The organism is Sodalis sp. RH15 (genome assembly GCF_047324255.1).
Taxonomy (GTDB): Bacteria; Pseudomonadota; Gammaproteobacteria; order Enterobacterales; family Enterobacteriaceae; genus Acerihabitans; species Acerihabitans ligni.
Genome location: NZ_CP178738.1, coordinates 5,202,616 through 5,229,040, shown reverse-complemented (window position 1 = coordinate 5,229,040; position 26,425 = coordinate 5,202,616). Strand labels below are relative to the sequence as shown.

Annotated in this window: 30 protein-coding genes; 5 read left to right on the top strand and 25 right to left on the bottom strand. The window is 48.2% G+C overall.

The window, feature by feature from the left end; all coding sequences use genetic code 11:
• Positions 1 to 60 precede the first annotated feature (60 nt).
• Both ACL2XO_RS23750 and ACL2XO_RS23745 read left to right on the top strand, forming a co-directional pair.
• Positions 61 to 1,524: a pyridoxal-phosphate dependent enzyme gene (locus tag ACL2XO_RS23750; RefSeq protein WP_413741658.1), complete on the top strand. Its 1,464-nt coding sequence runs from the start codon at positions 61 to 63 to the stop codon at positions 1,522 to 1,524.
• A gap of 747 nt (positions 1,525 to 2,271) precedes the next feature.
• A complete protein-coding gene (locus ACL2XO_RS23745) occupies positions 2,272 to 2,754 on the top strand; it encodes a GNAT family N-acetyltransferase (protein WP_413741657.1) in 483 nt (160 codons plus the stop codon).
• A gap of 119 nt (positions 2,755 to 2,873) precedes the next feature.
• Here ACL2XO_RS23745 and ACL2XO_RS23740 read toward each other — a convergent pair whose 3' ends face one another.
• A complete protein-coding gene (locus ACL2XO_RS23740; protein WP_413740316.1) occupies positions 2,874 to 3,614 on the bottom strand; it encodes an SDR family oxidoreductase in 741 nt (246 codons plus the stop codon).
• A gap of 105 nt (positions 3,615 to 3,719) precedes the next feature.
• On the opposite strand from ACL2XO_RS23740, the gene ACL2XO_RS23735 reads away from it, so the two are divergent.
• Complete coding sequence (locus tag ACL2XO_RS23735; protein ID WP_413740317.1) at positions 3,720 to 4,619, top strand: LysR substrate-binding domain-containing protein; 900 nt, start codon at positions 3,720 to 3,722, stop codon at positions 4,617 to 4,619.
• 46 nt (positions 4,620 to 4,665) lie between these two features.
• On the opposite strand, the gene ACL2XO_RS23730 is transcribed toward ACL2XO_RS23735, so the two are convergent.
• The 8 genes from ACL2XO_RS23730 to ACL2XO_RS23695 form a co-directional block, all read right to left on the bottom strand.
• Positions 4,666 to 4,968 carry a TrbM/KikA/MpfK family conjugal transfer protein gene (locus ACL2XO_RS23730; RefSeq protein WP_413741656.1) on the bottom strand — a complete coding sequence of 101 codons (303 nt, stop codon included), beginning with the start codon at positions 4,966 to 4,968 and terminating at the stop codon, positions 4,666 to 4,668.
• A 77-nt stretch (positions 4,969 to 5,045) separates the two neighbouring features.
• The gene (locus ACL2XO_RS23725) at positions 5,046 to 5,447 is read right to left on the bottom strand and encodes a cag pathogenicity island Cag12 family protein (RefSeq protein ID WP_413741655.1); all 402 of its coding nucleotides are present in this window, start codon (positions 5,445 to 5,447) and stop codon (positions 5,046 to 5,048) included.
• Positions 5,434 to 6,462: a P-type DNA transfer ATPase VirB11 gene (virB11, locus tag ACL2XO_RS23720; protein ID WP_413741654.1), complete on the bottom strand. Its 1,029-nt coding sequence runs from the start codon at positions 6,460 to 6,462 to the stop codon at positions 5,434 to 5,436. The genes ACL2XO_RS23725 and virB11 overlap by 14 nt, the downstream gene beginning before the upstream one ends.
• Positions 6,452 to 7,690, bottom strand: coding sequence for a VirB10/TraB/TrbI family type IV secretion system protein (gene virB10, locus ACL2XO_RS23715; protein ID WP_413741653.1), 1,239 nt, complete (start codon positions 7,688 to 7,690; stop codon positions 6,452 to 6,454). The genes virB11 and virB10 overlap by 11 nt, the downstream gene beginning before the upstream one ends.
• Entirely contained in the window at positions 7,687 to 8,580 is an 894-nt protein-coding gene (gene virB9 / locus ACL2XO_RS23710; RefSeq protein ID WP_413741652.1) for a P-type conjugative transfer protein VirB9, read from the bottom strand. The genes virB10 and virB9 overlap by 4 nt, the downstream gene beginning before the upstream one ends.
• Positions 8,577 to 9,260, bottom strand: a complete 684-nt coding sequence (locus ACL2XO_RS23705; protein WP_413741651.1) for a virB8 family protein — start codon at positions 9,258 to 9,260, stop codon at positions 8,577 to 8,579. Before ACL2XO_RS23705 ends, virB9 begins: the two co-directional genes overlap by 4 nt.
• Positions 9,253 to 9,393, bottom strand: coding sequence for a hypothetical protein (locus tag ACL2XO_RS23700; RefSeq protein ID WP_413741650.1), 141 nt, complete (start codon positions 9,391 to 9,393; stop codon positions 9,253 to 9,255). The genes ACL2XO_RS23705 and ACL2XO_RS23700 overlap by 8 nt, the downstream gene beginning before the upstream one ends.
• Positions 9,394 to 10,231: 838 nt before the next feature.
• Positions 10,232 to 10,696, bottom strand: coding sequence for a hypothetical protein (locus tag ACL2XO_RS23695; RefSeq protein WP_413741649.1), 465 nt, complete (start codon positions 10,694 to 10,696; stop codon positions 10,232 to 10,234).
• A 717-nt stretch (positions 10,697 to 11,413) separates the two neighbouring features.
• On the opposite strand from ACL2XO_RS23695, the gene ACL2XO_RS23690 reads away from it, so the two are divergent.
• Positions 11,414 to 12,487 carry a hypothetical protein gene (locus ACL2XO_RS23690; protein ID WP_413741648.1) on the top strand — a complete coding sequence of 358 codons (1,074 nt, stop codon included), beginning with the start codon at positions 11,414 to 11,416 and terminating at the stop codon, positions 12,485 to 12,487.
• Positions 12,488 to 12,489: 2 nt separating this feature from the next.
• The gene (locus ACL2XO_RS23685) at positions 12,490 to 13,101 is read left to right on the top strand and encodes an NADAR family protein (protein ID WP_413741647.1); all 612 of its coding nucleotides are present in this window, start codon (positions 12,490 to 12,492) and stop codon (positions 13,099 to 13,101) included.
• A gap of 290 nt (positions 13,102 to 13,391) precedes the next feature.
• On the opposite strand, the gene ACL2XO_RS23680 is transcribed toward ACL2XO_RS23685, so the two are convergent.
• The 16 genes from ACL2XO_RS23680 to ACL2XO_RS23605 all read right to left on the bottom strand — a co-directional run bounded on the left by ACL2XO_RS23680 (position 13,392) and on the right by ACL2XO_RS23605 (position 26,412).
• Positions 13,392 to 14,432, bottom strand: a complete 1,041-nt coding sequence (locus ACL2XO_RS23680; RefSeq protein ID WP_413741646.1) for a type IV secretion system protein — start codon at positions 14,430 to 14,432, stop codon at positions 13,392 to 13,394.
• A gap of 11 nt (positions 14,433 to 14,443) precedes the next feature.
• Complete coding sequence (locus ACL2XO_RS23675; RefSeq protein WP_413741645.1) at positions 14,444 to 14,668, bottom strand: EexN family lipoprotein; 225 nt, start codon at positions 14,666 to 14,668, stop codon at positions 14,444 to 14,446.
• 10 nt (positions 14,669 to 14,678) lie between these two features.
• Positions 14,679 to 15,395: a type IV secretion system protein gene (locus ACL2XO_RS23670; RefSeq protein WP_413741644.1), complete on the bottom strand. Its 717-nt coding sequence runs from the start codon at positions 15,393 to 15,395 to the stop codon at positions 14,679 to 14,681.
• A 23-nt stretch (positions 15,396 to 15,418) separates the two neighbouring features.
• Positions 15,419 to 18,166 carry a VirB3 family type IV secretion system protein gene (locus tag ACL2XO_RS23665; RefSeq protein ID WP_413741643.1) on the bottom strand — a complete coding sequence of 916 codons (2,748 nt, stop codon included), beginning with the start codon at positions 18,164 to 18,166 and terminating at the stop codon, positions 15,419 to 15,421.
• Positions 18,167 to 18,175: 9 nt separating this feature from the next.
• Positions 18,176 to 18,457: a TrbC/VirB2 family protein gene (locus ACL2XO_RS23660; protein ID WP_136157281.1), complete on the bottom strand. Its 282-nt coding sequence runs from the start codon at positions 18,455 to 18,457 to the stop codon at positions 18,176 to 18,178.
• Entirely contained in the window at positions 18,454 to 19,119 is a 666-nt protein-coding gene (locus ACL2XO_RS23655; protein WP_413741642.1) for a lytic transglycosylase domain-containing protein, read from the bottom strand. The genes ACL2XO_RS23660 and ACL2XO_RS23655 overlap by 4 nt, the downstream gene beginning before the upstream one ends.
• Positions 19,120 to 19,223: 104 nt before the next feature.
• A complete protein-coding gene (locus ACL2XO_RS23650) occupies positions 19,224 to 19,445 on the bottom strand; it encodes a hypothetical protein (protein WP_413741641.1) in 222 nt (73 codons plus the stop codon).
• Positions 19,446 to 19,891: 446 nt separating this feature from the next.
• The gene (locus tag ACL2XO_RS23645; RefSeq protein ID WP_413741640.1) at positions 19,892 to 20,101 is read right to left on the bottom strand and encodes a TraR/DksA family transcriptional regulator; all 210 of its coding nucleotides are present in this window, start codon (positions 20,099 to 20,101) and stop codon (positions 19,892 to 19,894) included.
• Positions 20,091 to 20,675, bottom strand: a complete 585-nt coding sequence (locus tag ACL2XO_RS23640) for a DUF2857 domain-containing protein (protein WP_413741639.1) — start codon at positions 20,673 to 20,675, stop codon at positions 20,091 to 20,093. Before ACL2XO_RS23640 ends, ACL2XO_RS23645 begins: the two co-directional genes overlap by 11 nt.
• The gene (locus ACL2XO_RS23635) at positions 20,672 to 20,899 is read right to left on the bottom strand and encodes a hypothetical protein (RefSeq protein ID WP_413741638.1); all 228 of its coding nucleotides are present in this window, start codon (positions 20,897 to 20,899) and stop codon (positions 20,672 to 20,674) included. Before ACL2XO_RS23635 ends, ACL2XO_RS23640 begins: the two co-directional genes overlap by 4 nt.
• A gap of 22 nt (positions 20,900 to 20,921) precedes the next feature.
• Positions 20,922 to 21,107, bottom strand: a complete 186-nt coding sequence (locus ACL2XO_RS23630) for an AlpA family transcriptional regulator (RefSeq protein WP_410014876.1) — start codon at positions 21,105 to 21,107, stop codon at positions 20,922 to 20,924.
• Positions 21,108 to 21,250: 143 nt separating this feature from the next.
• On the bottom strand, positions 21,251 to 22,177 hold the full coding sequence (locus ACL2XO_RS23625) for a hypothetical protein (protein WP_413741637.1): 927 nt from the start codon (positions 22,175 to 22,177) through the stop codon (positions 21,251 to 21,253).
• A 672-nt stretch (positions 22,178 to 22,849) separates the two neighbouring features.
• Entirely contained in the window at positions 22,850 to 23,491 is a 642-nt protein-coding gene (locus ACL2XO_RS23620) for a LysE/ArgO family amino acid transporter (RefSeq protein WP_413741636.1), read from the bottom strand.
• Between the two features lie 4 nt (positions 23,492 to 23,495).
• Positions 23,496 to 24,206 (bottom strand): B3/4 domain-containing protein, encoded by a 711-nt coding sequence (locus ACL2XO_RS23615; RefSeq protein WP_413741635.1) that lies wholly within the window; start codon positions 24,204 to 24,206, stop codon positions 23,496 to 23,498.
• Positions 24,207 to 24,341: 135 nt separating this feature from the next.
• Entirely contained in the window at positions 24,342 to 25,823 is a 1,482-nt protein-coding gene (gene argH, locus ACL2XO_RS23610; protein ID WP_413741634.1) for an argininosuccinate lyase, read from the bottom strand.
• Entirely contained in the window at positions 25,813 to 26,412 is a 600-nt protein-coding gene (locus ACL2XO_RS23605; protein WP_413741633.1) for a formyltransferase family protein, read from the bottom strand. The genes argH and ACL2XO_RS23605 overlap by 11 nt, the downstream gene beginning before the upstream one ends.
• Positions 26,413 to 26,425 lie beyond the last annotated feature (13 nt).

The following is a 26,425-nucleotide window of genomic DNA, read 5'->3' as shown; positions in this document are numbered from 1 at the left end:
CGTCACCAGGCGCTGCAACGCCGTTAAACTACGTTAACACTAACGGCAGAGGGGGAAAAGATGTCCAGAGTGCTCACCATTATCACCGACAACGCGCCGGGATTGCATGGCATTGCCGGTCCGGTCATTGATTTCGATTCCGAACTGCGGCGGATTATCGGCGATTTGCAGGCCACGCTGGCGGATTTTCGCCTGGGGGCTGGTTTTGGCCGGGCGATGGCCGCGCCGCAGGTTGATATCCCGCTGCGGATTATCGTGCTGCAACTGGGCGCCCGTCCTTTTGCCATGATAAATCCCCGTATTTTATGGCGCAGCGACGCTATGCAGGAAGTCTGGGATGATTGCCTGAGCGTACCGGAGGCGATCGTCAGGGTGCTGCGTCATATGAGCATCAGCGTGGCATGGCAAGACGAACAGGGTTTCTCTCATCAATGGGATAAGCTGCCGCCGGATATGTCGGAACTGATCCAACATGAAATCGATCACCTCGACGGCATCTTGATGACCGACCGGGCGATAGGTGCCGATGCCATCCGACCCATAGCCGAACGTTCAGCCCTGATCGACGGACAGCGGCCCGCGCACCGGCTCAGCCTGGACCATATTCGCCAGGCGCCCAATGCCATCGACCCGGTATTCCTTAATTCGCCGCAGTACGAATGCCCCCAGTTATCGGCTCTGCTCGGGCGCGCCGTATGGCTCAAAGTGGAAACGCTTAATCCACTGCGCTGTTTTAAAGGGCGTGGCGCGGGCCTGGTTATCGCCGGCGCGCTCGCCCGCGGCGAATCGCGACCGCTGGTCTGCGCCAGTGCGGGCAATTGGGGTCTAGCGCTGGCGTACTATTGCCATAAGGCCAGCCTGCCGTTGACGGTGTTTGCCGCACAAAATGCCAACCCGCTGAAAATTGAGGCCATTGCCGCCTACGGCGCCGATATCAGGCAGGTCGGCGCCGATTTTGATAGCGCCAAGGAACAGGGCCAGCGATATAGCGCCAGTATAGGCGGCTGGTTTATCGAAGACGGCCTAGAGCCGGAAGTAAGCGAAGGGGCCGGTACTATCGGTCTTGAGCTGTTGTCAGCCTGTGTTCCGTTCCGTGCAATCTATATCCCGGTCGGCAACGGTGCGTTGGTTGGCGGTGTGGCACGCTGGATCAAGGCATCGGCGCCGGATATCCGCATTATCGGCGTGTGTCCGCGCGGCGCTGACGCTATGTACCAAAGCTGGCTGACTCATCAGGTGGTGATCGGCGGGGCGGTAAATACCCAGGCCGACGGCCTGGCGGTGCGCGTGCCGGTGCCGCAGGCGCTGGAAGATATGCGCGATTTGGTAGACGAAATGATATTGGTGGAGGAAGAGCAGATAGCCGTGGCGACACGTTATGCGCTTAAATATGCTGGGCTTATCCTGGAGCCTTCCGGCGCGGTATCCCTGGCTGGTATTTTGTCACATTTCCCAGGGGAGCCAGCGGTATGCCCCTGCCCGGTCGCTGCTATTCTGACCGGAGCGAATATAGCATGTGACTAAGCGTCATTATCTGACAATATTTTTGTATATCAAACCGCATGGGGGCCAACTTTCTCACTGGCAATCAAACCGAGATCCCTAATGTGTGCCGTCGGCGAAACTATTGTGATAATGCCGTAGCCGAATTGTCCGTTAAAAAAAAGTCGTGGCGATATCCGGCAATGTAAGATGAATATTGTACAACTTGTTAAAGTACCTTTTTTTGAGGTTAAAAATGGCCAAGTTTGCGGCTTTATCTGTTGAACGTCATCGCTATCAGGTTTTGGCGATTTTTTGGTGGTGCTATCGACTCTTCTTTATGTCATTGGATATTCAATATCCAAAGTAATGGTAACATCGTATGGATTCCCAGCCATACAGGTCACTTTCTTGAGATGTAGCATTGTGCTTATAAGTGGACTGCCATTAACCCTGGCAGCCTCAACCGGAATTACCTGGCGTCGAATCTGGTTATTGTTCGTTCCTTGGAACAAAGAGCGGCGGCTGCGGCGATATTAGGCGCACTCATCCATGAACTCAAAGCGGCAAAAAACTATCAATCGATAGTTAAAGTTGATTGTATTCGACTGTTTTTCAGACAATTATATACTTGAGAGATACAGCCTATTCCTCGCCGGTTACAGTGGGGGGAACAGTCATCCACACGGCCGCTTAGTGAGTACGCTCGGCGTATGAGCGTTCTTACCCGGCCTGTACCTGTACCCGGTGAAAGCTATCAGAAAATGCAAAACGAGAGGGGCTGATTCGATGTTTTACATGGCTGAAAGAAAGGATATTGACACCATCGCAGAAATTGTTAGGGAGACCATATCCTCTACTTATCCGAAATATTATCCAGATGGCGTGGTTGAATTTTTTTTGAATTATCATTCTACTGACAGTATCAGGGATGCCGTTGATGCTGGAGGGGTTTATATTCTCACCGCTCAAGGAAAAGCAGTCGCCACAGGGAGCATAAAAGATAATGAAATATGCAGGCTGTTTGTTTTACCATTATTTCAGGGTAAAAGACTGGGCAGTTACATGATGGACAAGCTTGAGACACTCATGATGGACAAGCTTGAGACACTGGTGTTCGGTTACAGTAACGAAATCAGACTGGATGCATCTTTACCTGCCTGTGGTATGTATCTCAAGAGGGGCTATAAGCCCGTTTCTTTTGAGTCGGTTCTGACCACATATGACCATCGGCTTTGCTATTTTATTTTAAAAAAAACAAAAGATAACTGATCCGGCGACTAAGGAAACCGGAAGCTAGAATCCTTTAGCGAGAACGACACACCATTCATGCGCTGCGCGATAACGCTTTCAGGGGGGCTTGATCACGAGCATGAGAAGCGCCAGTCAATTCAGCGTTTCGTCAAACCGCCATCGACAAAGTACTGGCTACCGGTGACAAATGAGGCGTCGTCCGACAGCAGAAAGAGGCCGACAGCCGCCGCCTCTTCAGCCGAACCCACCCGCGCCAGCGATAATCGATTTACCACATCGGCTTCAAACTCTCTTCGGAAGTTGTCGCTCATGAAATTCCGAAAATTCGTGTCGATGGGGCCGGGCACCAACGTATTAACGCGGATACCGCGCTGACCCAGCGCTGATGCCCAACAACGAACAAGCGATATCAATGCGCCTTTGGCTGCCGCATACAAGCTTGCCATCGCTGCGCCTTCATAGGCCGATGTCGACGCGGTGACGACGACGGATGCCCCATTATTGAGATGGTCGGCTAACTTTGCCAACTGGAGCACGGGACCTCGTACATTAGCCGCCATCAACGCATCAAATGCGGCGGCGTCTATGTGCTCAAACTTGCCGACCGTGGCATATCCCGCATTAAGCCAGAGTCCATCAATTCGCCCATGTTCGCGGATTTCGTACGCCAATGCGTCAGCGGCAGTTGGATCTGACGCATCGTTCTGGAAAACCACCGATCCATCGGGCAACAGAGTACGCAACTTTTCAAGCCGTTCAGGATCGCGTCCCGTGGCTATGATCGAACCTCCTTCACCCGCAATGCGTTTAACTCCCGCCAGACCAATACCGCTGGTGGCGCCAGTGACAAGGATTCGTTTTCCAGAGAACCTGTTCATTTTTTGTTTCCCGCTTTGTGAAGTCTCTACCGGGAATGGTAAACCTTGTTCTTTTGTTTGATAATAACCTTTATATCAATCGAACTGTTTGAGAATTCAAGCATAATGCGCGGTAGCGAATACGCAGAACTCAGGGCTTTTGCGGCAGTTGTTGAGCATGGCAGTTTTTCCAAGGCTGCGGCCCATCTCGGTATCACTTCCTCGACGTTAAGCCTCACTATCCGCAAGCTTGAAGAGCGTCTGGGGGTTCGTCTGCTCCATAGGACAACGCGCAGCGTGGCGGTGAGTGATGCGGGGTTACGAATGATGCAACGGCTGGGACCTGCGCTGGAAGAGCTGGAAGGTGCAGTGACCGATGCGGTTCAGGAGGCAGATCGCCCGTCTGGCCTACTGCGGCTTAACGTTGCGAGAGTGGCTGCAATACACTACCTGGCGCCAATATTAGGCGGCTTTCTTAGCGCTTTCCCGGATATCACCGTGGATGTGGTGACTGATGACCGGCTGATTGATATCGTGGCCGAACGTTTCGATGCCGGGATACGGCTTGGGGAAAAGCTGCATCGTGATATGGTGGCTGTCAGGCTCAGCGGCGATCTGGAAATGAAAGTCGTTGCCAGCCCTGCTTATATAGCGAAGGCAGGGTATCCACGCAAACCGCAGGATCTGGTTCGTCACCGGTGTCTGACTTATCGCCGTCCAAGCGACAACAGCGTTTACCGGTGGGAATTCCAGCGTCAGAGTGAACAACTGGAAGTGAACGTCAAGGGTGCGCTGATTGTCGATGAACCGGCGATGCTTACTCAAATCGCACTGGATGGTGCAGGAATAGCGTATCAGTTTGCCCACCAGGTCGATCCCTTTCTGGAAAATGGACAACTGATACAACTTTTAAAAGACTGGACGCCCGCTTTCCCTGGTTTTTATGTGTACTACACCAGCCGCCGGCAAATGATCCCACCATTACGGGCATTTCTTGATTTTTTGGCAAAGCGTTCCATCTCATAGCCTTGACGTCATAATCAGCTCACCCGGCAAACGTGCCGGTAATTGATCAACTGCGTATACGGCCAAATTTATTAATAATCTGGCCGATAATTGCCGTGTCGGCTGACTGACATTCGAGCAAAAAGGCTTTACGGGCATCAGCAGTATGGCTGGGGAGAAAACCGTGTTTGTTCTTTTTCACGATATTAAAGAAAGAACGTTCAGCAGAGCTGCATTCTTTTCCTCCGTCATTACCCGTTGTTTTCCCATACATGCACAAGACCACTTCACAGGCATCGGCAGCCATCGCAGAGGATGCAAATAACGAAGCAATACACAGAAAAAAAGCAGGTAGCATGATCGATTTCATGTTAATTACCTCTGAGTGGGAATGGACTATTGAATCGACGGGAGGGGTTATCTGGATAAGCTGGGGTGTATATGGTGTTACCGATAAAACTCAATATCTGTTGTATTACATGTTAGGCAATTATTCAGTTTTGGCAGGAAGGTAATGGCGCCGGAGTAACCGTTTTTTTGTAGCCAAGCTTTCGCCCTGAAATAACGTACACCATCCGGTGCGTTAACGATAACCTGACTGGAATGGACAACGGCGTACCAGAGATTGGGCGGGTAAACCGCATCAGGGTTGAGTGTCATTTTTATTGACCAGTGGTCATCGACTGTGTGAGACGGCAAAATAACCCGGTTCTCTGACCACTGTGGACGTGTCGTATTCATTTCCACACCGGGTTTATTCCATTCGGGCTGAACAGGCTCCGGTGGGGATGAACAGCCAGAAAGAATAGCTATCATCACGCTGATTAAAAACAGGTCAATCGTTCGCATCGTTTAAGGTCTCCTTCATTTTATCCAGGTGAAGATATTTGTAATAGATATCACCCATCCGGCGGATATCGCCGTGAATATCAATGCTGACGATAATATCCACGCTTTTAAGCACCTTGCGCAGCAGCACCGCAAACGGAATATTCTGGCAATCAGGGTTCTCAAAGCAGCGGTCAATAATGCCTTCAATACAGTCTTGCGGGCTGCCCGCGTGCAGGGAGGTGATAAGTCCTTCATGACCTGAACCGATGATTTTCAGCGCGTCCCAGGCTTCCCTGCCACGAATTTCCGCCAGCAGAATGCGGTCCGGGTTCATCCGGTAATTGGCCCGGATAAGCCTGCCGGGTGTGACGATGGCATCATCCCCGGCGTCCGCCGGATAAAACAGGTGAACATAATTGGCGTGGTGGTAAAACCGGATTTCGGGGTTGTCTTCAATGGTGATGAGTCTCAAGTGTTGCGGTATATAATGTAGCAGCGTTTTCATATAGGTGGTTTTGCCTGACCCGGTCTCACCGACAATAAACAGCGTCTTACCGTACTCAACGGCCTTTTCGATAAAGCGGGGGATATCCCCGCTGGTATAATATCGGGCCAGTTCATCATCCTTACTTTCAGTCCGCTCTTTACCTGTCACCCGGTTATAAAAACCGGCATCAATCCAGGACTGATGCGTTTTCTGTTCGAATGACGGGTTGCGCAGCGTGATGGAGACCGTATCACGCTCACAGGCCGGGGGAATAACGGCCTGAATCCTTTCACCGGATTCAAGGGTGGCGGAAAGAATGGGCGACGTGTCATCCACATTGTCCTCATTCCAGGAAGCCAGTGCTTTAGCAAAGGCATGACACTGACGCAGCGTGACCGGGGAATCGTGCATCTGCCATTTTCCGCGAATTTTGGTGTGGATCTCGCCGGGGCGGTTAATGGCAATGTCGGTCAGACCCTCTATTGGCAGGAAATCACCGAAAAGCTGATTTTTCATAAAATCAAGAGACAGGTTTTCAGTTGTCATATACCCCTCTCTGTTTCATGCGCAGTTGATAGACAGAGGAAAAATCAATATCGGTGCCGGTCATGATGCTGATAATGTCGCCCTGGTTCAGATACATGGTGGGTGGAATATTGATGCTGTTTTCTAGCGTCGTTTTCGCCATTTCCGACGCGGCTGCACGGGTGTTTTCGGTATAGTCGGTGTTGCGGTCTTTTCCCGGTGCCGAATCCGCCGCTGCCGCAGCCACATCCTGCACGGTGCTCAGCATCAGGGCGTTACCGAAACGCGCCCAGAAATGGGTATCAATCCAGCCTGAAATACCCGCTTCACCCAGTGGGCCGGTGGCCCCGGTATCCGTGAGCGGAATTTGCAGGCTGCCGGGCTCCGGCGTGCGTAACTCCGTCCAGATGACAAACATCCTGCTGCGCCCGTGTTGCAACGCCCCGGCGCGGTATATTCCTCTGGCGACGGTGCCCGCCGGGATCAACTTCACATGATTGCTGGCGCTGTAGACATCCTCGCTGATAAGGCACGAAATCGCACCGCCCACATCGGAGACAAACCGCCGCATCATTGAGCAGGGGATGTAGCGGTCAACCGGGATGTAGAGATCAGGATCGAGGTTCAGCCGCCTGACGCCAGTGACCTTAGCCACCCCAGGATTTTCATTGTTGCCGCTGGTAACGGAGGCGGCTGTCGGACCGCCGGTCGCTCCCGCTCTGTCGCGCGCTTCGCTTCGGGTGGTTCGCGTGTTGCCTCGCTGCGCGGTCCCGGTGGCGTTGCTCAGCCCGTCAGCCAGCGCCGTCGCCTTGTTCAACGTGGGCGGTTCCGGTGTTGAGAATGGCGCGGCGATTTGCGCCTGACCCTTGTCCGCCGTCGTTTCCCGCGTGTTCTGTCCGAACAGACCGAACGGATTGCTGTCCATGCCGAGATTGGTTCGTACATGTTGTCCCGCGCTGGTCGAAGGCGGTGGCGCGGCGTCGGCTTCCTTTTCGTCACCTTTTTTCAGCGCCCCGAGCAAGCGATCGCCGCCAAGCGCCAGTGCGATCAGTAAGGCCAGGCTAACCAGGCAGACCAGCAGCGTCCGGCGACCGGACGCTTTTCGAAAGCGGGTCACTTCGGGCTGACCGGGAGGCGCTTTTTGTTCCAACTCCGGACTCGCCATCGCCAACCGGGCGCGCTCGCGGGCCTCTGACTCCAGTTCTGCCGTGGTTTTTTCCGTTGATTCAGGGGAGGATGGGTCTGTCATTTGGCCTCCAGGGTGACGGCGGGTGATACGGTGTCGCCACTGGCGACCGTGGCTTGCCCGTATGCTACGTTTTCAATCCCGACCACGGCATTGCCGTAGCGCAGTACCAGGCGCGGCGACAATGCCCGTACCACCATCACGGTGTAATTGCCCTGACTGACAATTCGGGGAGTGACTGCTTGCTCCTGACCGTTAACCACCAGGAAGGGAGAGGGCAGGATTTTGACCGGTGAAAAACCGATATAGGTAAAGCGGCCATCATCGTAAGTGAAGTCCGGCGCTATGGACGCTGAGCCTGCCGCCACCCGTTTGGTGTAGCGCCAGTTACGCGGTATGGTGGCCTGTTTAAATGCCGTTGCTATCTGCTGCTTTTCCTGCGTTTCGCGCAGCATTTTCAGACCGACGGCGCTGGCGGCGTCTGATTGCCGGCGGGCCTCATCCGGATAGCGATAGCGGATAACAAAGGCCTGCGAGGGTGAGTCGTTATCCAGCACGTTCAGCTCCAGGCTGTAATCACGTTTTGACGTCACGACAAAAAGATTGGTCTTCCAGTCTTTCGCGGTCGGCAGAAAGACCTGACTGATGTTATTGCCGCTGGCATCCGTCACCGGCTGGGTAATGGGGTTCGGGCTGACGCCCACCCGGTTATCACTTTTCGTGACCGTCCAGCCTTTGGGAAAGCCCGCCTGCGCATCAATAACCTCCTCATCATCGTCGAACAATAGCGTGGTGACATAGCCGGGGCGGGTGTTGACGACCGTGGCGTTCTGGCTGTTGTAAAAAACGGTCTGCATTCGGCTGTCCCAGACACTTCCACGCGGTATGGCTGCACCCCAGGCCACGTATGACGCCAGAATAAGGGTAAGGCCCAGACTATTTTTCAGCATCATTCAGTCCTCAGTTCTTTATCGCGCTGGTAGCTGGTGACGATGAAGCCCATAGGGTTCACTTCGCGCTGGCTGTCGGTGAGTTGTTTGCGTGTGAGGTAGCGGTACGTCAGGCGAATATTCCAGACATCCGTTTTGACGGAGTTATCCGCAATGCGGCGAATGGTGCGTCTGATGCGCAATGTCGCCAGATGATCGGGCGCTGTCGCGGATGCATGGACGTTAGAAATAATGTCAATATAAACGACATATTCCGCTTTATTAAAAATGACATCCGGCGCCTGGTCGCTGTTAAACCCGGCCAGATACTCTTTATTCACGCTGTCGCTGTTGAATAACTGCACATCGTCATAATCATGCTGGAGCGAAAAATAGTTATACCCTTCACGGAGCTTGACGTAGTTTGCCGCTAAGGCATGCGACAGCGATTCTTCAGAAGAAATATCCCGCGCTTTTATGCGGGTCATATATTCATAACGTCCGGTCTGTTTATCCACCGACCACAGCTCAATCTCAGTGGTTTTCAGCGGTAACAGGATAATCAGGGCCGCAATGGCCATCGCGGCAAGAATAAAGCCGACCGCCGCCATCAACCAGGCGACTTTCCTGGTGCGCTCATCCTTTTCCAGGATGACGGCTTCAAACGTTCGGGACGTCGCAAGGACTTTTTCTGTTTCAGACATGTTTTGTCAGCTCCTGGATGATGGACGGAGTGTTCACCGGTTGTGGTTCGCCGGATACCGGCGGGAGAGTGTCTTTATGCTGTGCGCAGCCCGTAAGCGTGCACAGCATCAGAAGGAATATGCTGAGTTTCATATCAAGCCCTTTATTTAACGGATGCAGTGGCGTCAGAGTTATCGCCACGACGCGATACGAATGCGGATGTGATGAGCGGGGGAAGAGATTTGGTGTTAACACAGTTTCTAGTTGGGAGCTTAAATCTAATCTTACAATTGGCTCTGGGCCAGGCTGTGTGAAAACCCTGACCAAAAACTGAAGTGCGTGCGTCTATGCAAAATCTGAAATTGATCGACTGGTTAGTTAGAGCTGAATTTTACGTATGAGCGCGGTTTTCAGCTCTGTTTTTGACAGTCTCTGCGACCAAAAACGTTTTCACACAGCCCGTGCCAAAAGCAGACGTTTTAATACAGGGCACTACATGGTCAGCGACTCGAAAGGGCCTAGCTTTTGAGTGGCGATTCAATATAGCTACTTATTGCCAGCTAAATTGTTGCAGGACGACATTTTTAAATGATTCGTCATCCCTTAGCGGAGCTATCAGGCTCAAGTGGGAATTCTGAACTGATTCGGGTCACTCTCAAAATCATTAGTTTGCCCGAAAAATTGCCATCGGACTTGGCGTCCTTACCCGGTCTGGGTTGCTTTTCCCATTCAATTGCCACATTGGGTGGTAGATGCTGTAGCCCCATACGTAACTCTAAGCCAAACGAGTTTGGATCAAATACAGGAATTTGTTGGTGAAGAAACCTTAGATGGCTTCCTTTAATTCGGGTGGGCATTATGACCCCACTCCATCCTACATTCGTCCGGCCAAGCGCGACATACATCAGAACAGTTCTTACCAACCGATCCCACTCCGGATTTGACTTTTAGTCCGCTCCAACCGGGTAGTTACTTGTCGGCAAGCCGGTTTTCAGTGCAAGTAAAATATCCCCTGCCGAAATGTTGCACCTTTCCGAAAGTTTGACGGTGCTCCCATCCAGTGGCAGCGCCAGTTCGGATGCTTAGAATATGACTTTCTTGCAGCAAGATAAAAAGCATAGGGAAATGGTGCATTGTTCTTAAGTGGATGAGGAAGATTAAAAGGGGAGGTGTAATATTTTTTGTGCTTCAGCATAAAAGAAGGCCATTTGCTATAAAGCGCATATTCTTTACTGGATGAATCCCCAGAGGTTACAGTGACTTTAGGATGACGCGTTTTGTTGCCTGTAATTTTTGCCTGAATAATGACGGCACGTTCATCAATCATGCCGCTATATTTACCTGCCTTATCCCGGTGGTGATGATTATAAATAAGTAAGGCATCACCGAGTTCTACTTTTGGTAAGTTTGACGTCGGGGAGTATGCGACTAACGGCTTCTTATCAATCCAGCCCATCTCAACAGCATAATAATGTGAGTACAGACCATCTGTGGTATGTTTATCTGTTATGAAAAACAGTTGGGCAAGCTTACTTAGATAATCGGCGTCAAAGAGAGATGCAAACTAGTGCAACTCATGGTAATTTGTAATTCGATGGGCCTGTCTCTTGAAGTGATTGCGGGCGATCCTGTTGATTGCCATGTCTATCGTTTTTGCCTCACGCATCATAATTTCCTTTGCAATTCAAAAAAATTAACTCATCCTTGATGATTTTCGGCACATCTAATCAAAAAATTTAACGAAATTTACTCTGATTTCAATCCGTGATTAACATACCATATCGGTAGGTCCCTCCGTGCTCATAGCCGCCCTGATCCGATGCGGGCAATTATATGCCAAGAGCAGACTTAGGCAAATGACCAATCTGCATTGACTCTGGTGCTTTTGACTCACCTGATTCACATAGGTGCTCACTTTAGTTCATTTTTTGTGATTACGATCTTTAAAAGCAATTTACATCAATATGTTATTGTGAAAATGTGATGCTTCGGTATTATACTACATTGCGCATATGCTTTCACAAGGTCTTGCAATGTCTTGTGTGAGGGAGTGATTTGTGGGTATGGTAGCACTCCATTGAGGGTTGATTAGTCATGTGCACTTCATTGCTAACTGAGAGATGTATCTAATTCTTGGGACAGGCCATAGTAGCCGCATAAGAAAGGAGCATTTATGAGTGAAAATCCTCTGGGAAATAATGAACTCAAAAAAAAGAATGCGATAAAAGAGCAAATTGCAGAAATTCTTGTGGATTACGAACTTGCTCCTCCCGGAGGGATGAACACAGCACATGTAGGTCGCTGGGTTGAGCAATTCGAGGAAAGCGACCAGCTTTTCGTTCTTGAGCAGACACTAGCGTTACTTCGAAATGCCTATATATGCAGGAATGATTATTTAGAAAAAATCGACGACATTCTTAGTGTTGAGAATAATAGGCGTATAATTCTCGAATCAGCATTTTTTAATATACAGGAAGCTAATCGCGGGACCAGTCAGAGCGATTTATTGGAGCTTTTAGAAACCCAAGCAGAGGAATTCGATGGGTTGGACATAGTTACCCTATCAAGAACTTCCACATGCCAACGCGTTACGCAATTCAATAAGTTCATTTATTTTGATGATGTTTGTTTTTCTGGCAGCAAGGCTTTGAACGATATTTCTTGGGTTGTAGAACACTTTGACCTGAGTGATGTGACTATTCGTGTGTGTTTTCTGGGGACACATAGATATGCTACTTATATGCTAGAGACAACTCTCGCGAGGAGGTTTCAAGGGCGAAATATCATACTCATTATCAAAGAAAAAGGTTTCCTTAAAACACGCGAAAATCGCCTGAAATATTCCTCATCCTCTGAAGTTTTCTGGTTACGCAAAAATGGTATTGTTCTACCTGATTGGATTCAAAATCCAGAAATCTATACCTCTCGTGAAGGCTGTGAACGGACCCATTTTGAGGCAAACGACATCTTCCTTAACATGGCCGACCGCTATCGTTTTGAATACGCCCTAACAAAGGCTGGGTTTTATATACTTCACCAAAGCCAAAATCCCGCGCAGATTCTCAAACCACTGGGCTTTTCAACATTCCCTGGACTCGGGTTCGGTGGAACAATTTTCACCTACCGAAATTGTCCAAATAATACCCCCTTAGCTTTCTGGTGGGGAAGATATGAGCACGATGGGATTCCAAATTGGGCACTAGATTGCTGGTATCCATTGATGCGCAGAACTGGGTATAATCAGTAACTATGGGCTACCGAATTTATCCAAACGATGAGATAGTCAGTTTTAGAAAAACGACTGAAAAATGGGGCGGACTATCTAATATGGCGCGAGGATTTCCGCTGTATGTTAACGACATTCCTATCCAGTCGAGTGAAATCCTCTATCAGGCCTGCCGTTACCCCCACTACCCGAAAATACAGAAAGAAATAATTACCCTCAGCAACCCCTTTGAGGCGAAACAGATAGCCAGATACTATGAGCCGAAAACACGTGACGGCTGGGAAAAAAATCGCGTGTCCATAATGAAATGGTGCGTCCGGGTAAAGCTTTGCCAAAATTGGGACATTTTTTTTCAACTCCTTAACTCCACTGGTGTTGTTAATATTGTTGAACATTCTGAAAAAGACCTTTTCTGGGGGGCTCGCCGCGAATTAGATGGCAGCTTTTACGGGATGAATGTACTTGGGAGAATACTCATGGAAACCAGAGATATAGCAAGAACTCGTGGACAAGAAGGCTTTAAATTAATCCCCGCTCTGCAATTGGATAACTTTCTACTGCTGGATGAACCGATCAAAGATACTTTTGTACACAAACCCGGTCCAGCTTCTGGACATACCATGGAATTGTTTTAGCCAATCTCTATCCCTGCTGCAATGCGATACATGTGTCCAGGCCCCTCCAAAAGCGAACATTGCGGCTAATTTTTCCCCGAATGTTAAACATATACCGTACAGCTTCAGCACACTTTGCCGTACGGGCTGCTATTTCAGCTTGAATTGCCAATGCTGATCTAGATATTTGTCAACTGTCTCTTCTCTGAGTGTTTTTTACACATTATGTCGCTCTTAGCAGCCTGTCAGATCTAGTCCTGCTCTGCTATTGGAAAGTTTCGGGTTAAGTGGCGGCTTAATCCAGATAGGAATTAGCGGTTACGCTGCTGATTAAAACGTTTCATATTCTCGATGGCGGCGGCGCGTTTTTGCCATGCAGAGAGGGCTTTACCGGTGCCAACGGCAATGAGTCTGCCTGCGGCAGTCGCCGCGATAACACCCCCTTTAGTCGCCAGCCGGGCACCTGCTGCTCCGGCCTTCATGCCGGGTCTGGATGCGTCGGCAGACTTACTGACCAGTCCGCCCAGACCGCTCATGGCTGCACCTTGTAATGCAGCCTGAACGGCTGCTCCCCCTAACGCGCTGGCGACTTTCGCTGAAAACCAAATGATGACACCTGAAATAACACCGGCCACACAGCTCTGGACGCCGAGCGTGATAATGTTGGCGTCGTCAGCGAAATTAACCGCCTTATCTAATATTCCATTCAGATAATTAATGACGATCCTTATCGACAACGCTGAAAACATTACCGTCAGAATAACCGTAAATAGGATTTTCAACCAGTTGTTGAACATGGGGATCAGGAATCCATACAGCAGACAGAAGATGAAGAGTGGCGCAGTAGTCGTCATGAGCACTATTGTAAGCTCCGCTAAAAGGTTCACGGCGGAGCCAAATAGCAAAGTGACGAGAGCGCCACCCCAGACCAGGAGCTCTGCAAATCCTCCATTGAGTTTCACATAGGTGGAATCATCTTGCTGATAAAGTTTCTGTCCAATGGTTTGTGCTTTTTCCCAGACGGTATCCAGTAATGCCCAGACATTATCGTCGCCGCTGACGCCATCTTTTAAGCCGTTAATCGCGGAAATAGCTAAATCAAGCCAGCCGCCAAGGTTAAGGACAAATGTCATGATTAACAGCATTCGCCCGACATCCCACGCGACATCTTCTACTGGAGTATGAAGCTTACCGGCCAGGGTCTGATAACCCCGATAAGTGATAAACAAAGTGAACGAACTGACGGTTATAACGCTTATCATATTGCCGTACACAGAAGTTTGTCTGGCTAATACGGCATTTAAACCGTCAGTGATAATCTTGTCCATTCCGACAAAAATACCACCTGACATAGATCCCCCCTTTAATTTAGATCGGGAACTTTGGCATTATCCTGACGGAGTTCGAATCGGGCTTCACGCGCATTTCGGCAATCTTGAAAATCATTACCGGACGATTCGCACGTCTTATATTGCTGGTTCATTTCATCCGGATGTTCTTTGTACCATTGCTTTGATTTCGGGTTATCACATCCCGTCATCGATAACGCACCTAAAATAATCGGGAAAATGCAAAAAGACGTTTTCATTTTTAACCTCTCAGTTATTAAAATCAGGAACGGGCGCGGCGAGTTGCTGTTCATTGAAGGCTTTTTGCCGCTGCTGAGCCAGGAGGGCCGCACGCTGCTCTGACTGCTTGACAGACATTTCCCACTGGCTGGTCAGCGCATTTAATTGTACGCTTTTGGCCGCCATGGCGTTAGCCAGGTCCTGTGACTCTTTCGTGTCCTGCGCGTTCGTTATGCGGTCAGATAAGTCTGATATATCGCTGAGTGTGCTGGTGATCCTGTTTTCCACATCGCTGGTGTTCTCAATGGACACCGCCTGATTGAGAACGATTTGTTTGCAGCTTGCCAGGTAACTCTGTGACGTGCTGGACTGATTGCAGACATCGAAAGATTTATATTTATTATATAGGCTCTGAAGTTCAGAGGAATATGAACCGTTCTGGTTGGTGAGCAGGTCATTCAGCGAAACGCCATTCTTTTGCAGCGCATCAATATCCGTTTTTAGGCTTCTGGCGTCGCTGAGAAAACCCTGAATATCCCGGATGCCCGTCGCCGTGGCTAATTGCTGCTTGTAAGCGTTAAGCTCGCTTTTATAGTGAGTCACGGTTTCTTCCCATTGCTTGAGTTTTTCAGTCCACTGGGTAATGGATTCCGCATTCTGCACGGCATCGAAAACCGGTATTCCGGCGCTTATCGACGGGGCGGAAATAAACAACGATAACGCCAGGATGCTATATCGGGTACGCATTGATTTTATCTCCGGTCTGAATGTTATATTGCCTGTTCAAGAAATAACGTTTTCCATTCCTCAGGCGTCATGCCGTCCTGATAAAGGGCGTCGAAAATTTTCAGGTTGTCTTCACTCCCGCTCAGCAATTTGGTGATTTTCCCGAGGCCCGACAGGTCCATTTTTGCCATCGACACAAACGGTCGGGTTTCACCGGCGCGCAGGGGCGTTTTCAAAATCACCATGTAGTGTTCGCCCGGATCAAGAGTGCGCACGATGTCATACACGCTTTCCGGAACTTTCATTTTTTCCACGTAATCCGCATGGCTGGCCTTCGGGTTGGCGAGGAATAGTTGTGTGCCGCATTGTTCAATGATCGCCGGGGCGATGGGGTGCTTAACGATTTCATCGGGCGATTGGGTGGCGGGGACAAAGATGCCGTTGAGCTTGCGGATGACTTTCAGCATATTGAGCGAGAACCGGGAAAACTCGACGTCAGCCAGCCACTTCCAAAACTCGTCCATAAACATCACCAGGCGGCGTCCGTCCAGCAGGCTGGTCACGCGGTACAGCAGGTAAAAAGTGATGGGGCCGCGGATGTCGTCATCGTCCAGAAATTCTGTGCCATCAATACCAAAGTTATCAATATCGCTGATAGTGAAGGTATCTTCTTCGTTATCAAATACCCAGCCGAATTCGCCACCCTGCGCCCACTGTTTCAGCCGGATGCGCAGCCCATTGGTCCGGGCATCTTTGGTCGGCGGCTCCGGCAGCACTTCCAGCAGCCGCGTAATCCCGCAGCGACGGTATTCCGGCGGGTAGTCCAGCATGATGGTATCCACGGCGGTGCTGATACGCTCTTCATCGCGTGGGTCGAGCGGTTTGCCGTTACGGAGACACAGCATCCGGACCAGCCGTTTAATAAAGCTGATGTTGCGCCGGCTCGGCGCCAGTGAAAACGGATTAAACCCGCTGGGGACGCCGGTCCGGATGCGGGAGTAACGCCCGCCCATCTGACGTATCGACATCTCTGCCGCCCGGTCCTTGTCAAAATAAACGGTGGTCAGCCGTTTAATGGTGGCCGACGCGGAGAATGTCGCCGGGTTGCGGTATTTCTGCATCAGTTGTTGCATCATCGTCATCAACAGCGTCTTGCCTGACCCCGTTTTCCCGATAATCGCCGTATTGCCCGGCGTTTTTTCATTGAAATCATCCCGCCCGGCCTGGCTGTCATGCAGGTTCAGGTAATAACCACCGCCGCCCGGCGATGTCAGGATGGCGATGGCTTCACCCCAGGGATTGCCGTCCCGTTTATGGGGATGGAAGTTATGCAGGCTCGCCATATCGGCGTAGTTCTGGCTGCTGAGCGCAACCAGCCGGGGGCGCAGCTGGTACACCCCCGGCAGTTGCGCGAGGTACGCGGCGGGTAACGACAGGGTGGACAGGGCCGTCATGATGCCGAGGTCGGCAAAGGGCTGGGCCAACGCGTTGGTGTCTTTTACCACCTGGTCGGCGCTGTCTGAGGAGACCAGCAGGGAAAAGTGGTATTTCCCACACGAGATATGCCCGGACTGGAGCAGGTCACGCAAGACAATCAGCTCTTCGCGCTGCGAAATGGCGTCATCATCCGCCGAGTTCAGGCGCTTTTCCGCCAGGCGGATGTGATTTTGCGCTTCATCCCGCGCCATGCAGGTAAAGGATTGCGTCAGCACATACTCGGTTTCGGCATACAGCAGCGCATCCAGTAATCCCGTATGGGTTTGGGGCGAGTAGTCCTTGATTTCCAGACTGCGGAAGAAGCGGGAGCCGCCGACCGTCTGGCACTCGGCGGTATCGGTGCTAAAGAAGACATCCGGTGTGCTGAGGGTGTTGTAAAACGGTGAGCGGGTCACCGCCACCTTCTGCCATTTGCCGGTTATCAGGCGGTGATAAAAAGCCAGTTGCGAGGAATACACCCGTCCCTTTTCTTCATAAACCCCCAGAGGGGTCGCCATATAGCGGGACAGGGCGGACGTCAGCGCGTCCTGATGCTCCAGCATCGCTTTCAGGGCGTCATCCAGTGCGGCGAGCCTTTTTCCGACCGGCTGTCTCTTCATGACCTTTTTATCAAGCCGAGAGAACGGCGCATAACAGACGGTGAAAAACAGTCGGTGCCGCCAGAAGGGTTTTTCTGTAATCGGCCGGTAATAACGCGCTGAGACCTCATCGGAAAAGGGAATACCCGAATGGGCCTCAAACGCATCCCGGTATTGCTCTCTTATGCGGTGAATATAGAAGGTGACCGGCAGACCTTCATACGAACGAATCACATTGTTGAGATGGGTTGCCAGAAAGGTCAGGTGATGTTCATCCTCGCATTCAAATACGGCTCCAGCCAGCTCCCAGGTGGCAACCAGGTCGCCATGGCGGTTCCTTATCACCAGGGGGTGAATATGAGAGGAATATGGAATGTATTTATCCAGCGTGATGCGCTCGTTTAACTTCATATTATGGGTGAACTCCGAAACATCGACGGCATCATAGCGATTGGCCAGCATGGCGTTCGCGCCGTAATGCCGGTTGGTGGCAAACCGGCCACGGGTTTTAAACGCCAGCCAGAGCAGACCGAAATAATGAATATCCGTTCGGGCTTTGGCCTTCATTTCTATCCAGGCAGGAATAAGCAGCAACGCCAGGTAATAGCTGAGATAGACCGACAGCAGGACGATAGCCCCGCTGACGATAACGAACGGTACGAGGGGAATGCCCATGATGGCGGCGGGGCGCGTCAGCGCTTTATTCAGCGTGGTCATTCGTTCCCCCTACGCCGCCCAGTAGGCCCCGAAGCCTGACGCGCCGACAATCAGGATGGCGCCAATAATGACGTTGCGCATGTCAGAAAGACTCTTGCCGTCGAAAAGCACCTTGTAGCCAATCCACATGGTCGCCAGCGTGATGGTGACGGCGGCCAGCCCCAGCAGGCCGGTGGAGGTGTTGCTCAGCGTATCGCTGGCTTTATCAAATCCGCTGTCCGCCGCCAGCACGCGGGAGGCGGGTAACAGGTAAGCGACCGCAGGCCAGTATTGACGTTTTTGCATGGTCATTTCTCCTCTAGAGTGACAGGGACGGGTACATCGCCGCGAATAATGGCGTTGGGGTAGCGCAGGGTTGTCTGCGCTGGAATGGGGTTGTCGGTTATGTCACCGCGCAGGACGGTAGCGGGATAACGCATCTCCGGCCCCGCTTTTACGGCGACCTGGTGTGGTTTATCTTCCTGTGTTGACGGGACGACGTAGCCGATACGCTGCACATAGCTGGACTGGTTAAAGGCGGACTCCGGCTGTTGGCCTGTATCGAAATTGCCGGAGTAGTAGCAACTGAGCGCACGCTTCAAGGAGCCGCCACGCCGGTAACAGTCGGTGAGGATGTGCTCAAAGACGGAAAGATTGGTGCAGGGGTCAAGCAGGTCATCGGCGGTGACGCTGTAATACCGGAAGTTGGTGCTGGTGATTTGCATCAACCCGACCGAATAGCGGCGGCCCTGTGCCGCCACCCGTCTGACGACGCGAAGAGCGTCTGCCCTGTTACCTGGCTGGTGAGAAATAACGCCGTTGCTGCCGGGCGCTCTTTCACTCTTGGGTACAATTTCAGCGATGGCGTAAGGGTTAAAACCTGATTCGACGCGGGCCACATCGAACGACGTGGACGGATGAACGCTGGTGGCGCACTGCATGGCCGCCGCCAGAAAGGCAGTGGGGGAAAGCATGGTGGCCTCGGTAAAGTAAGCCAGGCAAAGCGTACGGCTACTTGATGTGCAGTGCCGGGTGAAGGAAGAAAAGCGTGGGTATGTGGGGTGATCCTGTTCGGATGTTAGCCAGGCTGGATTTCCTGCGGTGTATCACTATCGTCTCTGGGCTCAAGGAGGACCAGCTTGCCGGAGACGGCAATGCCGGGCGTCAGCACAATGTTAAGACCGGGTTTGCCGTTATGGGAGAACGCCACGCCGACTTTCGTCCAATACGTGGTTTTTTCACCCTGCGGATCAGGCTGGCTTTCCTGGGTGACATACGCGAGATAGACGGGTTTTCGCATTATGTTTTCCTTGAATGAAAACAGCAGTGGATTAAATAAGTGAATCACATCCCGATCCTGCATTCCGGTTTCAACGGGTCAGCGAGGACATTCAGCGGCACCCTGAATTGTGGTTACGTGACAGCCCGACCCATGTTGTTAAAGAGCGAATACCCGGCCCGGACGAATAAACGTCCATAAGGCCTGCCAACGAATGATGGCGTGGTCAGGGTGCGCTTTCTGATTCAGATGGGTAACAGTAAAATCAAACGGGGAAATAAAAGAAAAATAGTGGGGAATTAACGGTGTTTGAATTTGATTTAATACTTGGGTGAAGGGGGTGTCTGAAATATTCTGGAGGATTTATTTGTATTTAAATCAATGAAAACAGGCATAGTAATTTAGACAGGTAATAAAAAGCGTGCGGATATGAATATCGCTCGCTCCGCACGCAAGTTGTCGTATTCTCAGCGTTGACCGCGTTCAAGTGCTGTCTGGCATTCAATACAGGTTGTCACGCCCGGCAAAGTCTGACGCCGCTTATCGGGTATGGACTTGCCGCACAGGCGGCAGTAGGGCAATGATGGCGTTGCAGGTGATTTGAAACGGTTCTGTTCAATCATATCCTCCAGACGCTGTTCATTAAATTCCTGGTCACGGTCAATTTCATCCGGCATGAGATGACCTCCTGTCCAACGCTTCTTTTTCGCAAAGCGTAATACGGTTCAAGACGGCGGTGAGGGACGGTCCATTCCCCAGTGAGGACAACTCTTCGGTGATCTGCATCATGACATCCAGCGCGTCGAGCGATGCGATATTTCCCGGATGGCGTTTCTGCCATCGTCGCCAGATCTCGGCATCGGTCTCTTCATCTGGTATGGGTGTGCGGCCATGGGGAATGGTGATCCCCAGCAACCGGCGACGGATGCAGACTTCATTGGAGGTGAGGCCAAAATACTGGTTCAGCAGCGCAATTGAACCACCCAGAACGATGGCCCGGTTAATCTGTTGCTGGCGCTGAACCTCCTGACGCGACAATGCCAGGATTTGGTGTAAAGCGTCATGATGGACAGTGACAGCCATAAACTGCGCTGATGCCCGGCTGATGATAAACAGCTCATCCAGGGACAGCTGATTGAGGGCGTTCATTTCATCGAAAGTGAAACCCAGAGCTTCGCAGTGGCGAATGTTGCCTTCCTTAAGGGCATGCAGGGCGTCGGTTAATATGGCGTAATTTAGTGATGGGATCATAATGACGCCTCCCTCGACTGCTTTACGTGAAGTCGGCGCAACAGGGGGGTCAAATAAGGTTTACCAGGCCGTAGAAATGTTTTTGGGAAATAACCAAACTCACGGTTTTTAATTGATGCTTTGATTTCATCGTCATTAGGATTACGGATGATTCCGGAGCTGAACTCAAAAACCATTCTCTGGTTCGGACTGACAGGCAAAAGCGTGCCGTGATTATCTTTCATAATCATTCTCCTTTAAACGCTTTCAGCGGTTGGTCAATTTCAGGTTAATCCATTCATCAATCTCAGATTCGAGCCAGGCCACACTGACCGGGCCAATCTTAATTGATCGGGGAAAGGTGCCGTTGTTCATATACAGGTAGATCTGCGAGCGTTTCAGACCGGTTTTTTCTTCAACCTGCTTCAGACGTAATAACTGATAGGATGTCACGGTTTCCTCCTGTGGCAGAAATGGGATATGCCCGGAGATGACACGACAACACATAAGAGGGGCGGAGAGAAAGTTGATAAGCCCGTATTACGGGTTTCGCTGTCCTTAATACGGACGTTCCAATATATGCAAAATTGTCATTGTCATGCAGATGTGGAAGAGGGTATGGGTGAACCGCGCTTGAGCGCGGTTTTCAGCGTGTCGCCGCTTAGATGGTCGGTGATGCCATCAGTTGATGCCCATTCTTCAAAAATGGACAGGAGCTTATATGGTTGCATGATTAACTGGCTGATAGCTTCATTATGTTTGCAGGCAAGCCAGAATAGACGGGATAAGGGCGTGGATATCCGTGTGGAAGACGATGGAGGAATTTTGCTTTTAACCGGCATATTGATTAACTTCTCAAGTTCAGTCTGACGGATGACAAAACAGGCATCGTGCGGTAAGATATGAAGTGGGAAATATTTTTTGGAGCAGAATTTTCTCATTCCTTGAGATGATATATGTTCATAAATTCCCGGTGCTATATTTTTAGGTAATCTCATTATTTGTCGTTTTATTCTTTCTTGCAATGTGACATTTTCAAACACTTGGAACACCCCCCCTGAGATAGTAACCGAAATACCATAATTGATATTATTTGCCCCAGTTACGGGTAGCGGAATACCCAGGGAACGGGCCAGTAAATGCTGCAACACAACATATTCGTGCCCTATCAACGTTGTGTCAATAATCATCTGTGTAGGGTAGAAGTATTCACCTTCGGTACTGACGATCAAGTTTCGTCCATTAAGAAAACAGTTACTGTCAAGCTGACAAAGTCGATGGATAAATGAGTTTTCTGCTGCTCTAAGCTTTACTTTATTTCTTGAAGTTTGGACCTTTCGCAATATAATAGGGGACTGGAAATACAAGGAAAGACAGGTATTTCCGCATAGGGCATTGCGGAAAATATCGCTGTCCTTTATTTTTGTGCTTGTTAGCTCCTGGGCTATGTTGACGGCTTCTCGTATAGTAAGCCAGCTCTGCATTCTATTATTTTGACTCAATATGATATTGTTTTTTAACATAATTCATCTCCTTTCATGTAAATAAATGTCTTTTGGTCTAAAAAATATCATTCTATTTGATAGCGTTTTATTTATCATTTATGGAAACAAAATGATTTGCGTAAATATTTTATTGGGATATCGATATTAGTTTAATTATTAAATATAGCTATTTAAAGTAAATAAAATATTAATAAGAAAGGAGGTAAATAATTGTTTTTAAAAGTATATAATTTTAATTATTTTAAGAAAAAACAATGAACTCAATTCAACATTATGTGATTCTGCACAGCATCAACAGGACCGATATATGCCAAGAAGGCATTTTTTTGATAAGAGGGTTTAAATGCAGAAAGTTAATCTTAGTGTGTTGTATTTATAACTAATTTATACAAATAAATTCCTATATTTATAACTAAAAATAAGAGGATAGAGCTAATTTATTTGTTAATAAAAATCAACAGGAACATAGCCGAGCATCGAAAAAATAAACGATTACAATAGAGTAGTCACTCTACTCATGGAATAACTAGTGAATGCTTAATCGCTTCCGCTCCTTAATCACGGAGTCTGGGACCATTGCGAATTTTTTTTACTCCGGATCGTCCCAGCACTCGTACCAATTTTCTTGCTTGTATCAATCTCGATAAGATTCTTGCAATATTTTTATAGAATCACATATATAAAAATATCTCATTTTATTAGTGGTGAAGAGAACAACAGGTATGCAATTAACAACATTGTAATAGCAACAATAAAATCAAAGATTCTTATTATGATTTCATTTTTAAGTAACCGAGACGAGACTCTTGAAGCAAACCCGGTTAAATAGAACCAGAAATAAGATGCTCCTCCAGCACCGATGATGAAACTAGTTTGTTCATTATAAGTAAGTCGTGAACCAAGATTTCCTAATATTAGCAAGGTATCAAGGTATACATGAGGGTTTAACAGAGAAAAGGCTAGAGTAGGAACTATAACTCCTTGACCAACCTTGGACGTTGATTTTGCATATTTTTCATGCATATCCCAGCCTATTGGATGAGCTCTTAAAGAATTATACAATGAATTAAGACCGTAGTAGATGAGAAATATTATGCCTGACCATTTTATTAATGGTAAGATATCCGGTATTAATTGTTTAAGATGACCCATAAACAAAGTTCCAAACAAAATTAATAACATATCACAGGTTGCCGCTATGGTTGCTGCAAGTAATACATTTCTTTTTTGCAATCCAATCTTGATGATAAATATATTTTGTGCACCAATGGCAACAATTAATCCTAGCCCTGTGCCAAAGGCACTTAATAATATGTTGGGATAAATAGTCATATGGTTAAATGTAAATAATCTTTCCGGATGATATATCTGAATAACCAATATCAAAGCTACCGCCGCAAATTTTAGTTACATCTGAACAGATATTATAAAGTACATTTAAACGATAATTTTTGTCTGTATTGCGGTTGCCCTGAATAATTAATATGGCATTTTTAGTGGCAGGTTCAATTTTAACTAATTCTGAGTCGCGTGAATCAAGCCAAGCGAGAACATTAACGGAGTCAGAATAAATATAGTCACCACAAGAGATTTTTTTTTGCCCACCTCCAATAGGGTAAAATGGTTCATCGCCTTGCGATATTTGAAATCGAATTTCTCCATTAATTTTATCTAAATCATGGGCACCAATGGATAAACGCGTTTCTAGAGAATACATATTGTAAATATCGACAAATGGACTGATATGCAACGCTGTCCCTTTTTTGCGTATAATCTCCGTCAGGGAAAATGCACTAGGTGGAAATTTTTTTACACTTCTGTTAACCTCTAAAATAAGTTCATGATAACCATTTTCTATAATACTTTGTTGTAAATCACCATCTTTTTGTTCAACTGCGTTTCTAACTAGCCTTTCATATTTATCAACAAAACTCTGTGGCAATACTTGGTAATTGTCAATGTTATACATTGTGGCGAAACAAACTTTTTTTATTCCGAGATGCTTGAAATCATTGTCAAAATTAAATGTCACTGGGTTGTTTTTCATCTGCGTGCTATTTACCTTTTTTGTATTGGTGAATAATATGTAGAGTCCATATTATTCACGGCAATAATCCGTTTATGGAGGTTAACAAACCATAGCATTGAGCTTCCGTGCTATATAGAGCTATGAGCTATGTCTCTAGATTTGTGAAAGTTTTTGCAGAATTGCAATTGTCGTATCTTGCGCATGATTGAGTTTCTGCCTTGATTCATTAACCCATAGTTGATGATCCAGCACCCTTTTGTACATGTCGTCAAGCATGTTAGCAACGGCCTTAGGCGATGTGCCACCGCTGCTTAATTGGCGCAGAACAACTTTTTCAGGCGATACGCACTCCTCTATTTCTAAAATAGTTAGGGAAATTGAATTTTCGGCTAAATATTTATGAATATAGTTAAAGTCTCGTAAATCGGAGTGTATTTCTGTTAATTTACGCACTAACGTGCCACATATCTTATGTGCCTCTCTAAAAGGGATGTTTATTCTATTGACCAATAGGTTGGCCAATTCTGTAACTGTAGAAAAATTTCTCCAACATAGTTCATTTGCACGCTCAGACTGATAGATGGATGTGGTCATTTGCCGATGACTAATGCTAACCGACGATTTTAGGGTATCAATGGCATCCCACAACATGGGTTTATCTTCCTGAAGGTCACAATTGTACCCAAGTGTAATTCCCTTGTTGATAGTTAAAATTTGCATCAATGCACCATATACTCGGCCAACTTTTCCCTTAACCAATTCGCCAATTACCGGATTTTTCTTTTGTGGCATAATTGAACTGCCAGTAGCGAATGCGTCATCTATTGTGAGAAGCCCAAACTCATTACTGCTCCAAACGACGACCTCTTCGGCGAGACGCGAAAGATTACTCATGATAATAGCGAAAGAGGAAATTGCATGGCAAATGAAGTCCCGTGAACTAGTAGCATCTAGGCTATGGTGAAGGATACTGTCAAAGCCTAACAGCTGGGTAGTCAACTCACGGTTAATATCGAAAGACGTTCCGGCCAAAGCGCATGCACCGAGCACATTAATGTTTGTATAACGGTAAGAATCTCTTAGCCTTTCAACGTCTCGCAAAAGCATGCTCACATAAGCACTATACCAGAAAGCTAGATTGATCGGTTGGGCTGGCTGGAGATGAGTGTAGCCTACAGCCAAATGGCCATTGTTTTCTGCCGCAAGTTGTAATAGATCATTAATAAAGAGTATTAGGGAATCCGTGAGATTAAGGATTTCTTCTCGCAGATACATCCGAGTATCCGTAACGACCTGATCATTTCTGGAACGTGCGGTGTGCAGCCGGCCACCCGCCTCGCGCCCAATTTTTTGAATAATTAAAGTTTCGATATTTAAATGGACATCTTCACACTGTGGGTCCAGCTCAATTGGAGTACGCTCATTTGCATAATATAATTCTAGTAAACTTCTGGAAATGGCCGATACAGCATCATGTGCTACAATCTCCTGTTCGCTCAACATAGCAAGATGCGCCATACTTCCCCATATATCGTAACGGATAAGCCTGGAATCTATTTTTGTCGTTTCTGTGTAGTTGAGGACTTCATTATCGACATCTTTTTTAAATACACCTGCCCATAGTTTAGCTGACATAACAATTTCCTTTGGCAAATTTGTTCTTTTCATGATGTCTTAAATAGTCGCAAAGCTGAGAGCGGGTATACAGTTTATTAGACCATTTAATGTTGGTGTTGGGAATTTTCTGACCGTTTTTTATTATTGCCGTGATTTCATAAAATAAACTAAGCGCGTAAGCTGCAGTTCGTTTCATCAGAGAATCAGGAGTTTCACCTGATACAATATCAAATTTAATAGTTTTTATGATTTTCCCATGATCTATCTTATTATCGATGTAATGACAGGTAACTCCAAAATAAGTATCTTTATTTTCTATCGCATAGTGATATCCACCAATCCCACGATATTTCACGGGTGCGGGATGAAAATTGATGGCACCCTTTTGGGCTCTATCTATCACGGAATATGGTAATATAAAATCGGATTTAAATGAAAGTATCCAATCTCCTTTCCATTGTTCGATAATAGCCTTCGCTTGTGAATCGTCGGTATCATAATTCCATAAAACGGCGATAATATTGAAATTATTCTCTTTTAAGTAATTAACGGCAAGCTGTGACCATACCGAATCGTCGCCGATAAACAAAACATTATGGCTATACATTTCTTTATACTCT

Excerpts from the sequence above, each read along its gene's own strand:
- ACL2XO_RS23655 (WP_413741642.1), bottom strand. The coding sequence starts at position 19,119 with ATGCTTTCCCCCACTGCCTTTCTGGCGGCGGCCATGCAGTGCGCCACC.
- ACL2XO_RS23620 (WP_413741636.1), bottom strand. The coding sequence starts at position 23,491 with ATGACTATTTATCCCAACATATTATTAAGTGCCTTTGGCACAGGGCTA.
- ACL2XO_RS23735 (WP_413740317.1), top strand. The coding sequence starts at position 3,720 with ATGCGCGGTAGCGAATACGCAGAACTCAGGGCTTTTGCGGCAGTTGTT.
- ACL2XO_RS23675 (WP_413741645.1), bottom strand. The coding sequence starts at position 14,668 with ATGAAAACGTCTTTTTGCATTTTCCCGATTATTTTAGGTGCGTTATCG.
- ACL2XO_RS23625 (WP_413741637.1), bottom strand. The coding sequence starts at position 22,177 with ATGTTAAAAAACAATATCATATTGAGTCAAAATAATAGAATGCAGAGC.
- ACL2XO_RS23685 (WP_413741647.1), top strand. The coding sequence starts at position 12,490 with ATGGGCTACCGAATTTATCCAAACGATGAGATAGTCAGTTTTAGAAAA.
- ACL2XO_RS23640 (WP_413741639.1), bottom strand. The coding sequence starts at position 20,675 with ATGATCCCATCACTAAATTACGCCATATTAACCGACGCCCTGCATGCC.
- ACL2XO_RS23660 (WP_136157281.1), bottom strand. The coding sequence starts at position 18,457 with ATGACCATGCAAAAACGTCAATACTGGCCTGCGGTCGCTTACCTGTTA.
- virB9 (WP_413741652.1), bottom strand. The coding sequence starts at position 8,580 with ATGATGCTGAAAAATAGTCTGGGCCTTACCCTTATTCTGGCGTCATAC.
- ACL2XO_RS23700 (WP_413741650.1), bottom strand. The coding sequence starts at position 9,393 with ATGAAACTCAGCATATTCCTTCTGATGCTGTGCACGCTTACGGGCTGC.
- ACL2XO_RS23680 (WP_413741646.1), bottom strand. The coding sequence starts at position 14,432 with ATGTCAGGTGGTATTTTTGTCGGAATGGACAAGATTATCACTGACGGT.
- ACL2XO_RS23665 (WP_413741643.1), bottom strand. The coding sequence starts at position 18,166 with ATGACCACGCTGAATAAAGCGCTGACGCGCCCCGCCGCCATCATGGGC.
- ACL2XO_RS23695 (WP_413741649.1), bottom strand. The coding sequence starts at position 10,696 with ATGGGCTGGATTGATAAGAAGCCGTTAGTCGCATACTCCCCGACGTCA.
- ACL2XO_RS23740 (WP_413740316.1), bottom strand. The coding sequence starts at position 3,614 with ATGAACAGGTTCTCTGGAAAACGAATCCTTGTCACTGGCGCCACCAGC.
- argH (WP_413741634.1), bottom strand. The coding sequence starts at position 25,823 with ATGTCAGCTAAACTATGGGCAGGTGTATTTAAAAAAGATGTCGATAAT.
- ACL2XO_RS23730 (WP_413741656.1), bottom strand. The coding sequence starts at position 4,968 with ATGAAATCGATCATGCTACCTGCTTTTTTTCTGTGTATTGCTTCGTTA.
- ACL2XO_RS23645 (WP_413741640.1), bottom strand. The coding sequence starts at position 20,101 with ATGCCGGATGAAATTGACCGTGACCAGGAATTTAATGAACAGCGTCTG.
- ACL2XO_RS23670 (WP_413741644.1), bottom strand. The coding sequence starts at position 15,395 with ATGCGTACCCGATATAGCATCCTGGCGTTATCGTTGTTTATTTCCGCC.
- ACL2XO_RS23750 (WP_413741658.1), top strand. The coding sequence starts at position 61 with ATGTCCAGAGTGCTCACCATTATCACCGACAACGCGCCGGGATTGCAT.
- ACL2XO_RS23635 (WP_413741638.1), bottom strand. The coding sequence starts at position 20,899 with ATGAAAGATAATCACGGCACGCTTTTGCCTGTCAGTCCGAACCAGAGA.
- ACL2XO_RS23650 (WP_413741641.1), bottom strand. The coding sequence starts at position 19,445 with ATGCGAAAACCCGTCTATCTCGCGTATGTCACCCAGGAAAGCCAGCCT.
- ACL2XO_RS23745 (WP_413741657.1), top strand. The coding sequence starts at position 2,272 with ATGTTTTACATGGCTGAAAGAAAGGATATTGACACCATCGCAGAAATT.
- ACL2XO_RS23705 (WP_413741651.1), bottom strand. The coding sequence starts at position 9,260 with ATGTCTGAAACAGAAAAAGTCCTTGCGACGTCCCGAACGTTTGAAGCC.
- ACL2XO_RS23725 (WP_413741655.1), bottom strand. The coding sequence starts at position 5,447 with ATGCGAACGATTGACCTGTTTTTAATCAGCGTGATGATAGCTATTCTT.
- ACL2XO_RS23605 (WP_413741633.1), bottom strand. The coding sequence starts at position 26,412 with ATGTATAGCCATAATGTTTTGTTTATCGGCGACGATTCGGTATGGTCA.
- ACL2XO_RS23615 (WP_413741635.1), bottom strand. The coding sequence starts at position 24,206 with ATGAAAAACAACCCAGTGACATTTAATTTTGACAATGATTTCAAGCAT.
- ACL2XO_RS23690 (WP_413741648.1), top strand. The coding sequence starts at position 11,414 with ATGAGTGAAAATCCTCTGGGAAATAATGAACTCAAAAAAAAGAATGCG.
- virB11 (WP_413741654.1), bottom strand. The coding sequence starts at position 6,462 with ATGACAACTGAAAACCTGTCTCTTGATTTTATGAAAAATCAGCTTTTC.
- virB10 (WP_413741653.1), bottom strand. The coding sequence starts at position 7,690 with ATGACAGACCCATCCTCCCCTGAATCAACGGAAAAAACCACGGCAGAA.